Here is a 12,808-nt window from a genome sequence, read left to right on the forward strand (position 1 = left end):
CGTGTATTGGCCTTTGATTGATCCCCGGATCCAGGCAGAGGACCAAGACACCATCGCCATGAAGTGGGTAGGAGCGTGCTTCGTGGACGGCGTGGGTCATTATTGCCATCGGGTAAGCTGGAGGAGCAAGCGAATGGTTGACTTTATCAACGGCCACGATGGCGGTGGCGCGCAGTGAGCGTGCGCTCGGTTGTGTGGCCTAGCGGGCCGCGCGTCCGAAATGTTTCACATCACAGGAAATCCCCGCGGTAACGCGGAGGGATGGTGTTGCAGCCCCTCGAGATGGCGGCGCAACCATGTCTATTTACGCGCAAACGGCGTGTTCTTCAAAGGAATAGGTGAGGAGCAGTCTTGGATCAGTTACTTCAACACCTCGTCAACACGCTTATTATGGGCGGAACCTATGCATTGCTTGGAATTGGGCTCACGCTGATCTTCGGTATCATGAAGATCGTCAATTTCACGCATGGCGAGCTCTACGCCTTTGGCGCCTATATGATGTATTTCTTTGCCGTCATCCTCGGCATGGATTTCTTCCTCTCCATAGCCTTTGCGATCGTTGCGGGCATGGTTCTGGGGGCGGCCATCGAGTTCACGCTTTTGAGAACCAAGCGCGGCGCCGATATCGATACCACCATGATTTTGATGATCGGCGCCTGGATCGTGCTCCAGAATGCCGAGCAGCTGACCTGGGGTGGCATCGCCAAATCCGTGCCGTCGCCTCTCCCGACCGAGCCTCTGGTAATCGGCCCGATCTCCATTTCTTACCTGCGCGCCATGGTTCTTCTGATCGCGCTGATGCTGATTGCCGGAACCTACCTGGTGATCAACCGGACCAAGCTTGGCAAGGCCATGCGTGCAACGTTCCAGGATAGCGGCACCGCTGCTCTGATGGGTGTCAATATCAGTGCCATTTACACCATGACCTTCGCTCTCGGCTCGGCCCTGGCTGCTGCGGCGGGTGCGTTGCTCGGGCCGGTTTTCGTCATCGCTCCCACCATGGGTGATCTGGCTTCGCTCAAGGCGTTCGCCATCGTCATCCTTGGCGGTCTCGGCAACATCACCGGCGCGGCAATCGGCGGCTTTATCCTGGCATTCTCCGAGGAAATCGGCGCTGGCTACATCTCGTCAGGTTACCGTGACGCGATGGGCTTCCTGATCATCATCATCGTCTTGCTTTTCAAGCCTACGGGGCTTTTCGCACGCTCGGAGCGCATCGGATGAAACGCTTTCTTCCCTATATTGCCGTCGCATTCTTCGCCTCAGTCCCGCTGTGGCTGCAAGACCAGTATTTCCTGCATACCCTGGTGGTTTCCGGCATCTTCATGCTCGCGGCCATGAGCCTCAACCTGCTGCTGGGCTATACCGGACAACTCAGCCTGGGGCACGTCGCCTTCTTCGGTATCGGTGCCTATGTCAGCGCGCTGACATCGCTTGGCTTCAGCGTGTCGATCTTCGGTTTCCAGATCACGCATGAACCCTGGCCACCGGTGGTCGGCGTCATTCTAGGGACGCTGGTTGCTGGCATCTGCGGCTACCTGATCGGCAAGCTCGCCTTTCGGGTCCGCGGGGCGTATTTCGTTATTGTTTCGATCAGCTTTGCCGAAGTCGTGCGCTTGGTCGCGCTGAATTGGGTCGAGCTCACCAACGGGCCGCTGGCGCTGCCCGGTATCCCGCCGCTGACGATCGGCTTCGAGTGGACCGGCTATGCCACGCTCTGGGGCAAGGCGCAGAACTACTATGTCGTGCTCGTCGCCATCATCATCGCCTATGTGATCATCAAGCGTCTGGTCTACTCACCCTTCGGACGCGCGATGATCGCGCTGCGGGAAAATGAAACCCTTGCCATGTCGGTCGGCATCAGCGTCACCAAATACCTGGTTCTGGCGGCGATCTTCGCCGGTGCGATGGCTGGTACGGCGGGCGGCCTTTATGCCCATTACATCCAGATCATCGATCCGATGGTCTTCATGTTCCTGAATACCGTCACCATGGTCATCATGGTCATTACGGGCGGCAAGGGGACTCTGGCCGGTCCGCTCGTTGGTGGCCTGATCTTCGGCCTGGCACCGGTGGTGCTGCGCTCCTATGTCGGTCCCGAGCTGCAGTGGATCCTCTATGGCCTGCTGATGATCCTTATCGTCTTCGTCCTGCCGGACGGCATCGTTCCGGCCATCGAGCGCTGGTTCGGCCGTAGCTCCGGTAACGCCGACGATCAACGCCCCCTGACCCTCGAGACCAGCAAGGCGCCCCAATCATGAACGCTGAGACAACTTCTCGTCAGCCAATTCTTGCCATTGAGCATGTTGCGGTCCATTTCGGAGGCCTCATCGCCATCTCCGACATGAATTTCCATGTCGGGGAAGGTGAACTGGTCAGCCTGATCGGCCCCAATGGCGCCGGCAAGACCACGGCCTTCAACGTCATCACCGGTTTTCTCAAGCCGACGAAGGGCAGGGTGACGTTCCGTGGTACTTCGCTCAACGGGCTCAAGCCGCATGAAGTAACGTCGCTTGGACTGGTGCGGACATTCCAGCGTACCAGCGTGTTCGACAAGATCACCGTCTTCGAGAATGTGCTGATCGGTCTGCATCGCCGCACGGCCGCCAGCCTGTTCGGCACGCTTATGTCCTTGCCGAAGGAGCGCAATGCCGAAGCGGCGTTGCGCGAACAGGCCTGGGAGATCCTGAAGCTGGTCGGTATCGACCACCAGGCCGACGAACTCGGCGGCAGCCTTCCCTATGGCGACCAGCGCCTGCTGGGTGTGGCGCTGGCACTTGCAGCGGATCCCTCGGCGCTGCTGCTCGATGAGCCGGTTTCGGGCATGAATGCCTCCGAGACAGCGCGCTTCGTCAGCTTGCTCAACAAGCTGCGCGCCAAGGGCAAGACCATCCTGCTGGTCGAGCACGACATGCCGATGGTGATGGGGGTGTCGGATCGCATCGTCGTTCTCAACTACGGCCGTATCATCGCCAATGGCACGCCGTCGGAAATCCAGAACGACCCCGAAGTCATCCAGGCCTATCTGGGTCAGGGAGTTAAGCATGCTTGAGATCAGGAACCTGGTTTGCCGCTACGGCAAAGTCACTGCGCTTAAGGGGATCTCGTTGACCGTGCCCGAAAAGCAGCTTGTCGTGCTGGTTGGCGCCAATGGTGCAGGCAAAAGCACGACGCTGCGCGCCATCTCCGGCCTGGTGCCGGCTGCAAGTGGCGGCATTTTCTTTTGCGGTCAGGAAATCACCGGCATGTCGGCCAGTCGTATCCTGTCCCTCGGCATTGCCCATTGTCCGGAAGGGCGGCGGGTATTTCCGCACATGACCGTACTCGAAAACCTCGAAATGGGCTGCTATCTGCGTTCCGACGGCAAGGAGATCAGCTCCGACCTCGATCGTATCTTCAGCCTTTTCCCCAGGCTTGCCGAACGCCGCAAGCAGGTTGCCGGTACCTTGTCGGGTGGCGAGCAGCAGATGCTGGCGATCGGGCGCGCAATGATGTCGCGACCGAAGCTGATCATGTTTGATGAACCCTCGCTTGGCCTGGCGCCGAATATCGTCGAGCAGACCTTCGCGATCATCCAGAGTATTCGCGAGTCCGGTACTACGGTGCTGATGGTCGAACAGAACGCCTATGCGGCGCTCGACATGTGCAACTATGCCTATCTCCTGGAGGCGGGTTCGATGGTGCTCGAGGGTCCCGGTGAAAAGCTGATCAACGATCCGCATGTCCGCGAAGCCTATCTCGGCGCCGGACTTGCCCATGCCTGATCCGGCGATGCGAGTGCGCAGCCGCTCGCACCAACTCGGCCCCAACGGGTCTGCGATCTGGGCCGCCTTAGGCCGCCTGCAGCCGGAATAGCTCCCGGCTGCGTCGCCGTGCTGCGTGATGAGACGCAAAGGATGCCAGCCGGAAGGCATCCCATCATGGAATTCCCGCAAACTTCTCGAATCCGACTTGTATTATCTTACTATTGATAGTAAGTATTTTGTATGGCGAGTCCTTGATCAAGCACTCGCGCAGTCGGGAGCGGCGTATACGTCACGACGCCTCGCGGCTGACTGCCACAACAACAGTCTCGAGGTTTGATAGACATGTCTGATACGTCGAAGCCGGTCATCGGCATCATCGGAGGAACTGGTGATCTGGGCTCGGGCCTTGCCAAGGGCTGGGCCGCGGCCGGCTACAAGGTCGTGATCGGCTCCCGCTCCCGCGAAAAGGCTGCGGCGCTTGCCCCGGAACTCGGCGCCGGCGTGATCGGCGAAGACAATGTCGGGGCTGCCAGCGCAGCCGACATCGTCGTGCTTGCCGTGCCTTTTGCCAGCCACGATGCGACCATCGAAGAGATCAAGCCGGCGGTGCAGGGCAAGATCGTCGTTGATGCGGCCGTGCCTCTCGTGCCGCCCAAGGTTTCGACGGTCCAGCTTCCCGGCGAAGGTTCAGCCGCCCAGATCGCGCAGCGCCTGCTTGGCGATGGCGTCAAGGTGGTTTCGGCCTTCCACAATGTCGGTGCGGCCAAGCTTCATGCCGGCGGGCGCGTCGATTGCGACGTGCTTGTCTTCAGCGATGACAAGGAGGCGCGCGCCGCGGTGATCGAGATCGCCGGTGCTGTTGCCAATCGTGGCGTCGGCGGAGGCGTTCTGGCGAATTCTGCGGCGGCCGAGGCGTTGACCTCCGTGCTGATCTGGATCAATCGCCATTACAAGGTGCCGGGTGCTGGCATCAGCATCACCGGCCTCGAAGGCGCAGCCCAGGCCTGACCATTATGTCCCTCGCCCCCGTTTCCTTTTTCGCGCTGCCCGGCATTCCACTCATAGAGCCGGGCGACGATCTCGCCAGCCTGCTGGCAGGTGTCCTGCGCGAGAACGGTTTGGGACTGGTGGAGGGGGATATCCTGGTCATTGCCCAGAAGATCGTCTCCAAGGCCGAGGGGCTCTATATCGACCTCGATGAGGTGAAGCCTTCGCGACAGGCGCAGGAGCTGGCCGAAAAGCTCGGCAAGGATCCGCGCCATGTCGAGGTCGTGCTCTCCGAATCCGGCGAGATCGTCAAGGTCGGGCAGCATGTCATTGTTGCTGCCCATAAGCTCGGCTTCGTCATGGCCAATGCGGGCATCGACGAATCCAATATCAGCCATGGCGAAAGCGGCAACCGCGTCCTGCTACTGCCGCGCGATCCGGACGGGTCGGCGGCGAAGCTGAAGCAGCGACTGGGAGAAATATTCGGCGCATCGATTGGCGTCGTCATCAATGACAGTTTCGGCCGCCCCTGGCGCAATGGTGTCGTTGGCGTCGCCTTGGGTGCGGCGGGCGTGCCCTCGCTTGTCGACCGCGTGGGCAGCAAGGATCTGTTCGGCCGAACCCTGCGGGTGACCGAAATCGCCGTTGCCGACGAGCTTGCATCGGCGGCCTCGCTATTGATGGGGCAGGCTGACGAGGGGCTTCCTGCCGTACTGGTGCGCGGCTTCCGTTCCACAGCGCCCAGCCGCGATGCGTCGTCTCTGATCCGAAACCGCGAGAGGGACATGTTCCGATGAAAGCTTCAGCGAAAGACGGAATCGACCTGCAATCCGGCAAGGGTCGCGTTGTTGCGCTTTGCGGCGGCGTCGGCGGCGCGAAGCTTGCCTTCGGCCTGTCGCGGGTGATCGGTTCGGACCTGACTGTCGTGGTCAATACCGGTGACGATTTCGAGCATCTGGGATTGCTGATTTCGCCCGATCTCGACACGGTTCTCTATACGCTGGGCGGGATTGCCAACAAGGAGCTGGGTTGGGGGCGCGCGGACGAAAGCTGGAACTTCATGGAGGCGTTGCGCCATCTCGGTGGTGAGGCCTGGTTCCAGCTCGGTGATCGTGACCTGGCGCTGCATGTCGAGCGCACCCACCAGCTACGCTCCGGCCGTTCGCTCACGGATTTCATGAGGACGGCAGCCGAACGGCACGGGATTGCATCGAAGATACTGCCAATGTCTGACGACCCGGTTCGCACCATGGTGGCGACATCGGCGGGAATGCTGCCCTTCCAGCGCTACTTCGTCGAACAGCGCTGCGCCCCGGAGGTCAATGGCATCGTTTTCGACGGTGCAGCTGCCGCCCTGCCATCGACTGAGGTGTTGGCTGCGCTGCAGGCGCCGGATCTGCGCGGGATCATCATCTGTCCCTCTAATCCATTCCTCAGCATCGATCCGATCCTGGCTGTTCCCGGCATCCGTAAACTGCTCGATGCGGCGCAAGTACCAGTTGTCGCGGTGTCGCCGATCATCGGAGGAGTAGCGGTCAAGGGCCCGACCGTGAAAATCATGGACGAACTTGGCGTGCCGGCGACATCGCGGGCAATCGCGCAACACTATGGCGGCTTGCTGCATGGCCTCGTCATTGATGAGGTAGACGCTGCCGAGGGTGCCGAGATTGGCGGCCGGATCCATGTAACGCCGACCTTGATGAAGAGCGACGAAGATCGCGAAAGGTTGGCGCGCGAGGTATTGGGTTTCGTCGACATGATCGCCGCCGATCTGCAACCAAGGGCGAAGGCGGTTGGGTGATGGCGGGCTCCTGCATGCAAGGTGGTGTCTGGGCGCTGGTTCCGATCAAGCAGCTCGATCGCGCGAAGTCGCGACTCGCAACCGTTCTTGATGCGAGCGAGCGTAAGACCCTTGCAAGGGCAATGCTGTGCGACGTGCTGGGTACGCTATCCCGTGTTGACGGGCTCGCCGGTATCCTGGTGGTCACCAGCGATAAGGAAGCAGCTTCGATTGCGGCAGGCTTTGGTGCCACAGTCGTTTCCGATCCGGTCGAAGGCGGTCTCAATGCGGCCGTCCGACATGGCATGCGCTGGCTCGATGCCGAGCATGAAGCCGGTGCGATCGTCGTTCCGGGTGATGTTCCTTTCGTCACCGGCGCCGAACTGGATTCCGTTCTGAGGGCGATGTGTTCCAGCCAGATCGTGATTGCTCCGGCACGCCGCGATGGCGGCACCAACATCCTGGCGATGAAGCCGCCATCGCTTCTGACACCCTCGTTCGGGCCCGACAGTTTCGCGCGGCATGTGTCCGGTGCGCGCGCCCTTGGGATCGAACCAAGGACGCTTCTGCTCGACGGTGCCGGCCACGATATCGATGTCACCGCCGATCTTGCCTTTTACGACGGCGAGGGTCCGGCCAACCGGACGCGCGCCTGCATCGGGCGCTTCGTCGGTATCGGTTTCCCGGTTCCGGCCGGTTCATTCAAGGAGGTATTGCTGCCATGAGCGTCTCCCCGCTTCTCACGAATTTTGCGCTGGATCGTCGCCTCACCCGGGAAGAAGCGCTTTCGCTGGTCGATATCTCCGATCTGTCTCCGCTGCTGGCGGTTGCCTCGGCGCGCCGTGACGCAGCTCATGGCGGGGCGATATCCTACTCGCGCAAGGTTTTCATTCCGTTGACGCAGCTTTGCCGCGACGTTTGTCACTACTGCACCTTCGCGCACCCGCCTCGCAAAGGCGAAAGAGCCTTCCTGACCCGCGAGCAGGTGCTGGCCATCGCCGAGCAGGGCAAGCGCGCCGGATGCAAGGAGGCGCTGTTTACGCTCGGCGACAAGCCGGAGCTTCGCTACCGGCAGGCGCGTGAGGAATTGCGCGAGCTCGGCCATGAAACAACGCTTTCCTATCTGGCCGAAATGGCAGAAATGGTGCTGCGCGAAACCGGTCTCCTGCCGCATGTCAATCCAGGTCTGCTGACCGACGAGGATCTGACGGCGCTTCGTCGGGTGTCCGTTTCGCAAGGTATCATGCTGGAGAGCACTTCCGAGCGGCTTTGTGCCAAGGGAGGCGCCCATTACGGCTCGCCCGACAAGCTGCCGGCGGCGCGTCTCGATACGATCAGACGCGCGGGCGAACAGGCTGTGCCGTTCACTTCGGGCATCCTGATCGGCATTGGCGAAACACGCGCCGAGCGGATCGATTCGCTGCTGGCCCTGCGCGATCTCAACGATGCCCATGGTCATATCCAGGAAATCATCGTCCAGAATTTCAGGCCGAAGCCCGGCACGCTTATGGCCAATGCCGAGGCTCCCTCACTTGAGGACCATCTGTGGACCATCGCGGTAGCCCGGCTGCTGTTCGAACCCGAAATGAACATCCAGGCGCCGCCCAATCTGACCCCGGGAGTGTTCAATCGGCTGGTCGCCGCCGGTATCAACGATTGGGGCGGGGTCTCGCCGGTTACGCCGGACCATGTCAATCCCGAAGCGCCCTGGCCGCATCTCAAGGAACTTGAAGCCGCGACCAAGGCCGCCGGCAAGGAACTCACCGAGCGGCTGGCGATCTATCCCGCCTATGCCCGTCATGCACTGCGCTGGGTCGACGCGAAGCTGCGCACGACGCTCTATAACTTCATCGATGCCGATGGCTGGCCGCGTGCGGATGGCTGGTGCCCCGGACGCCTGGATGATTTGCCGGCTGCCGATGTTGCCTTGCTGAAGGCGCCCGCGGTGGCGCTGGCGAGCACGGAGTTGCAGTCGATCCTCGACAAGGCGGCAGACGCAAGGCCGCTTGCCGAAGCGGAGATCGTCCGGCTGTTTCGCGCGCGCGGCGAAGAATTTGCCGCAGTCTGCCGGGCGGCCGACCATTTGCGCCGCAAGGTCAATGGCGATGTCGTCAGCTACGTCGTCACGCGCAATATCAACTACACCAATATCTGCTATTTCAAATGTCAGTTCTGTGCCTTCTCCAAGGGCAAGCTCAGCGAAAACCTTCGTGGGCGCCCGTATGATCTGGAGATGGCGGAAGTGGCGCGGCGGGTACGTGAGGCCTGGGAGCGCGGCGCGTCGGAAGTCTGCATGCAGGGCGGCATTCATCCCTCTTATACCGGCAGCAAATATATCGAGCTGTGCCATGCGGTAAAGGAAGCCGTGCCTGGGATGCATATCCATGCCTTCTCCCCGCTCGAAGTCTCCCAAGGCGCCAAGACGCTGGGCATTCCGGTGGTGGAATTCCTTGGCAGGCTGAAGGAAGCAGGCCTGAGCACGCTCCCCGGAACGGCAGCGGAAATTCTCGACGACGAGGTGCGCGCGCTCTTGTGCGCAGACAAGATCAAGACCGACGAGTGGCTCGATGTCATGCGCGCGGCCCATGGTCTTGGCTATCGCACGACAGCGACGATCATGTTCGGCCATATCGAGCGCTATGAGCATTGGGCGCGGCATTTGATTCGTGTCCGCGACCTGCAGATGGAGACGGGCGGCTTCACCGAATTCGTGCCGTTGCCATTCGTCCATATGGAGGCGCCCATTTATCTGAAGGGCAAGTCGCGGCCGGGCCCGACCTTCCGGGAATCGATCCTGATGCATGCTGTGGCACGGCTGGCGCTGCATCCCCACATCACCAACATCCAGGCCTCCTGGGTTAAGCTCGGACCGGACGGTGTCCGGCACTGCCTGAACGCGGGCGTCAACGATCTGGGTGGCACGCTCATGGATGAGAGCATTTCGCGCTCTGCCGGCGCGAGCTACGGCCAGGAAATGACACCACAGCGAATGGAGGAAATCATCCGTTCGTCCGGCCGTCTGCCCCGGCAGCGCAATACGCTCTATGGCAACGCGCCCGTAGCCCTGCGTGAGCGTTCCTACACGCGCGGACTGCATATTCAGGATACGCCAGTGAGCCTTCGGCCAGCCTGCGCTGGCTGAATTTCAACCGGAGCGGCGGGCTTTGTCGGGACGGTGGATTCTTTTCGCCTCGGGCTAGTCTTACTAACATTAGTATGATAGGTTGACTTTAACGCTGCGTGAGACAGGGGCTTCAGAGCCGTCTCGCCACGAAATCAATGCCGAAGTCGGCTCAGTCAACAGGGAGCGGTTTGCCGCCGCCAATGGAAGGAGGAGTGTGTGCTTGAAGCTCAAGTAGAGCCCTACAAGCGGCTCAGGGACAACATGTCCCAGCGCGACAGGAGTTTACGCGAGAAGGTCGTGTCGCTCGAGGAGGCAGCCTCATTCGTCCAGGACGGAATGAAGGTCGGCATCGGCGGTTCCACCATGTCGCGTACGCCGATGGCGCTGATCTGGGAACTGGTTCGGCAGCGCCGCAAGAACCTGTCCTGTTCGCGCAGCATCGTCTCGACCGATGGCGACTTGCTGTTCGGCTCCGGCGTTTCCGATCACATCATCACCAGCTGGTTTGCCCAGGGCATCCTGTGGGGCCTCTCCAAGGTGATGCGCCATCATGTCGAAAAGCAAGGCAAGCGTTACGAGGAGTGGAGCCATATGGGCGTCGGCATGCGCTTCCGTGCCGGCGGCATGGGCGTGCCCTTCCTGCCGATGCGCGCTATGCTCGGCTCCGATGTCCTGGCGCAACGGCCGGAGGCCAAGGAGATCGAGTGCCCGTTCACTGGCGAGCGTGTGCTGCTGGTGCCGGCGCTCAATCCGGATGTCGCGCTGATCCATGTCCAGCGCTGTGATGCCTATGGCAACGCGCAGATCGACGGGCTCCAGTTCATGGACATCGACTTGGCCCTTGCGGCCGACCGGGTGATCCTGACCACCGAGCGGATCGTTTCAAACGACCAGATTCGCCGCGCGCCTGACCAGACGAAGATTCCCTTCTTCTGTGTCGATGCCGTGGTCGAGGTGCCTTACGGCTCGGCCCCGCATGAGTGCTACGGCCTCTACGAGCCGATGATGAAGCATCTGGAAGCCTATGTGCAGCAGGTCAATGCCGATCCGGTGGATGGCATGAAGACCTATCTCGACCGCTACTTCCATGAGCCGAAGTCCTGGAACGACTATCTCGCCATGATCGGCATGGACGAACTTCTCGAGGCGAGCCAGCGCGGAAGGAGCATCTACAATGACTGAAGCGCGAAACTACACCGCAGCCGAAATCCTGCCGATCCTCAGTGCGCGGCAGTTGCGCGACGGGCAGGTGGTGTTCGCCGGGGTCGGCACGCCGCTGCTGGCGGCGACGCTGGCCCAGCGCCTGAACTGCCCGCGGCTGACCATCCTGTTCGAGGGCGGCGTCGTCGGTGCCTTTGTCGAGCCGGGCAAATTGCCGCCCTCGACCAATGACCAGCGCTGCACGCGACGCGCCAATATGGTGCTTGGCAGCTCCGATGTGCTGTTGTTGCTGCAGCGCGGCTATGTCGATATCGGCTTCATGGGTGGCGCGCAGATCGACCAGTTCGGCAATCTGAACTCGTCCTTCATCGGCGATCCGGCAAATCCCAAGACCCGTCTGCCCGGAACCGGCGGCGGCAACGACATTTCCAGTCTCACCAACATGATCGTCGCCATGAAGCATGAGAAGCGACGCTTCGTGGAGAATGTCGATTTCATCACCAGCCCGGGCTTCATTCGCGGCGGCACCAGCCGGCACGACAGCGGCCTGCCGGCGGGCGGCATGTTCCGGGTGATCACCGAACTAGCGATCTTCGGTTTCGATGAGAAGACCAGACGCATGAAGGTCCTGGCCCTGAATCCCGGCGTGACGCGCGAGGAGGTTCAGGACAACACCGGCTTCAGGCTCGACTTCGATGACGAGATCGCCATCACCGAGCCGCCGACCGAGACGGAGTTGCGGGTTTTGCGACAGCTCGATTCCGAGCGCCTGTTTATCGCCTGATTTATTTGGAGGAAGATTGATGACCATGTTGTCCAACACGTTCGGCATTGCCGCTCGCAACTTCAAAGCCTACCCGGAAATGCCGAACGCGCGCGAGTTGATCGATTACGGCGTGCGGGTGGAGGAACTCGGCTATGATTCCGTCTGGGTATGGGATCACATGCTGCTCGGCGTCGATCCGAATTTCCCGATCATCGATTCGCTAACGGTGCTCACCGGCATTGCCGCGCGCACCACGCGCATCAAGATGGGCACGGGCATCCTCGTCCTGCCGCTGCGCAATCCGGTTGCCCTGGCCAAGCAGCTCTCCAGCATGGATCAGCTTTCCGAGGGCCGCCTGGTGATGGGCATGGCGTCTGGCTGGTACAAGCGGGAGTTCGACGCTGTCGGCATTCCGTTCGAGAAGCGCGGCAAGATCATGGACGAAAACCTGGAGATCATGCGCCGGCTGTGGACCGAAGAGATGGTCAGCGGCGAATATATGAACCACAACATCTCCAAGGCGGTCATGTATCCCAAGCCCCACCAGAAGGAGATCCCGATCCTGATCGGCGGCTATGTCGACCGGGTGCTCCAGCGGGCGGCGACCGTCGGCGACGGCTGGTTGACCTATTTCTACCGCGCAGAGGACTTCAAGAAGTCCTGGGACAAGATCCGCAATTACGCAAAGGAAGCCGGCAAGGATCCCGACAAGCTGATGAACGCCTCGCAGCTTCCGATCCGGGTCGGCAAGTCCAAGGCGGCCATTCAGGACGAAATGAACGATTGGCTGAACAAGGAGTGGGACTTCCCCGAGCACAGCGACTGCACGCGCGAAAGCGCGATCATGGGCTCGGTCGACGAATGCGTCGAGCAGTTGCGCGAGCATATTGATGCTGGCGTCCAGAAGATCATCTTCGTCCCCTACAAATATGAGATGGAGCAGGTCGAGACGATCGCCAAGGAGATCATTCCCCGTTTGAAGGCGCTCCGCTCCTAATTCATCACAGGCCCCTTGCGTGCGAGCGCAAGGGGCCGCCGTCCATTCAAAAAGATCAGGAATTTCTCATGACGACGCAGCGGCAGGCGATACTGGATACGATTGATCGGCACCGCGAGAAGGCGGTTGAGTTTCTGCAAAAGATGGTTGCGATCCCGAGCGTGACGGGGGACGAGGCGGCGATCCAGGCCTTTGTGGCCGAGTACATGACGGGGATCGGGCTTGCGGTGGACATGTGGGAGACGGA

Annotated in this window: 12 protein-coding genes; all 12 read left to right on the top strand. The window is 61.0% G+C overall.

The window, feature by feature from the left end; genetic code table 11:
• Positions 1 to 351 precede the first annotated feature (351 nt).
• The 12 genes from EET67_RS16670 to EET67_RS16725 all read left to right on the top strand — a co-directional run bounded on the left by EET67_RS16670 (position 352) and on the right by EET67_RS16725 (position 12,561).
• Positions 352 to 1,224 (top strand): branched-chain amino acid ABC transporter permease, encoded by an 873-nt coding sequence (locus tag EET67_RS16670; protein WP_128627322.1) that lies wholly within the window; start codon positions 352 to 354, stop codon positions 1,222 to 1,224.
• Complete coding sequence (locus tag EET67_RS16675) at positions 1,221 to 2,261, top strand: branched-chain amino acid ABC transporter permease (RefSeq protein ID WP_128627323.1); 1,041 nt, start codon at positions 1,221 to 1,223, stop codon at positions 2,259 to 2,261. Before EET67_RS16670 ends, EET67_RS16675 begins: the two co-directional genes overlap by 4 nt.
• Complete coding sequence (locus tag EET67_RS16680; protein WP_128627324.1) at positions 2,258 to 3,052, top strand: ABC transporter ATP-binding protein; 795 nt, start codon at positions 2,258 to 2,260, stop codon at positions 3,050 to 3,052. Before EET67_RS16675 ends, EET67_RS16680 begins: the two co-directional genes overlap by 4 nt.
• Entirely contained in the window at positions 3,045 to 3,764 is a 720-nt protein-coding gene (locus EET67_RS16685; RefSeq protein WP_128627325.1) for an ABC transporter ATP-binding protein, read from the top strand. Before EET67_RS16680 ends, EET67_RS16685 begins: the two co-directional genes overlap by 8 nt.
• 324 nt (positions 3,765 to 4,088) lie before the next feature.
• Entirely contained in the window at positions 4,089 to 4,754 is a 666-nt protein-coding gene (gene npdG, locus EET67_RS16690; protein ID WP_128627326.1) for an NADPH-dependent F420 reductase, read from the top strand.
• A 5-nt stretch (positions 4,755 to 4,759) separates the two neighbouring features.
• The gene (cofE, locus tag EET67_RS16695) at positions 4,760 to 5,530 is read left to right on the top strand and encodes a coenzyme F420-0:L-glutamate ligase (protein WP_128627327.1); all 771 of its coding nucleotides are present in this window, start codon (positions 4,760 to 4,762) and stop codon (positions 5,528 to 5,530) included.
• Entirely contained in the window at positions 5,527 to 6,534 is a 1,008-nt protein-coding gene (gene cofD, locus EET67_RS16700; RefSeq protein ID WP_128627328.1) for a 2-phospho-L-lactate transferase, read from the top strand. Before cofE ends, cofD begins: the two co-directional genes overlap by 4 nt.
• On the top strand, positions 6,534 to 7,238 hold the full coding sequence (gene cofC / locus EET67_RS16705) for a 2-phospho-L-lactate guanylyltransferase (protein ID WP_128627329.1): 705 nt from the start codon (positions 6,534 to 6,536) through the stop codon (positions 7,236 to 7,238). Before cofD ends, cofC begins: the two co-directional genes overlap by 1 nt.
• Complete coding sequence (gene cofH / locus EET67_RS16710) at positions 7,235 to 9,655, top strand: 5-amino-6-(D-ribitylamino)uracil--L-tyrosine 4-hydroxyphenyl transferase CofH (protein ID WP_128627330.1); 2,421 nt, start codon at positions 7,235 to 7,237, stop codon at positions 9,653 to 9,655. The genes cofC and cofH overlap by 4 nt, the downstream gene beginning before the upstream one ends.
• Positions 9,656 to 9,898: 243 nt before the next feature.
• Positions 9,899 to 10,819, top strand: a complete 921-nt coding sequence (locus EET67_RS16715) for a CoA transferase subunit A (RefSeq protein WP_128627346.1) — start codon at positions 9,899 to 9,901, stop codon at positions 10,817 to 10,819.
• Positions 10,812 to 11,582: a CoA-transferase subunit beta gene (locus tag EET67_RS16720; RefSeq protein ID WP_128627331.1), complete on the top strand. Its 771-nt coding sequence runs from the start codon at positions 10,812 to 10,814 to the stop codon at positions 11,580 to 11,582. Before EET67_RS16715 ends, EET67_RS16720 begins: the two co-directional genes overlap by 8 nt.
• 19 nt (positions 11,583 to 11,601) lie before the next feature.
• Complete coding sequence (locus tag EET67_RS16725) at positions 11,602 to 12,561, top strand: LLM class flavin-dependent oxidoreductase (protein ID WP_128627332.1); 960 nt, start codon at positions 11,602 to 11,604, stop codon at positions 12,559 to 12,561.
• Positions 12,562 to 12,808 lie beyond the last annotated feature (247 nt).

It is taken from the genome of Borborobacter arsenicus, from assembly GCF_003934165.1.
Taxonomy (GTDB): Bacteria; Pseudomonadota; Alphaproteobacteria; order Rhizobiales; family Rhizobiaceae; genus Pseudaminobacter; species Pseudaminobacter arsenicus.

Coding starts and splice junctions, on each gene's coding strand:
- EET67_RS16675 (WP_128627323.1), top strand. CDS start 1,221: ATGAAACGCTTTCTTCCCTATATTGCCGTCGCATTCTTCGCCTCAGTC.
- EET67_RS16680 (WP_128627324.1), top strand. CDS start 2,258: ATGAACGCTGAGACAACTTCTCGTCAGCCAATTCTTGCCATTGAGCAT.
- EET67_RS16685 (WP_128627325.1), top strand. CDS start 3,045: ATGCTTGAGATCAGGAACCTGGTTTGCCGCTACGGCAAAGTCACTGCG.
- npdG (WP_128627326.1), top strand. CDS start 4,089: ATGTCTGATACGTCGAAGCCGGTCATCGGCATCATCGGAGGAACTGGT.
- cofE (WP_128627327.1), top strand. CDS start 4,760: ATGTCCCTCGCCCCCGTTTCCTTTTTCGCGCTGCCCGGCATTCCACTC.
- cofD (WP_128627328.1), top strand. CDS start 5,527: ATGAAAGCTTCAGCGAAAGACGGAATCGACCTGCAATCCGGCAAGGGT.
- cofC (WP_128627329.1), top strand. CDS start 6,534: ATGGCGGGCTCCTGCATGCAAGGTGGTGTCTGGGCGCTGGTTCCGATC.
- cofH (WP_128627330.1), top strand. CDS start 7,235: ATGAGCGTCTCCCCGCTTCTCACGAATTTTGCGCTGGATCGTCGCCTC.
- EET67_RS16715 (WP_128627346.1), top strand. CDS start 9,899: ATGTCCCAGCGCGACAGGAGTTTACGCGAGAAGGTCGTGTCGCTCGAG.
- EET67_RS16720 (WP_128627331.1), top strand. CDS start 10,812: ATGACTGAAGCGCGAAACTACACCGCAGCCGAAATCCTGCCGATCCTC.
- EET67_RS16725 (WP_128627332.1), top strand. CDS start 11,602: ATGACCATGTTGTCCAACACGTTCGGCATTGCCGCTCGCAACTTCAAA.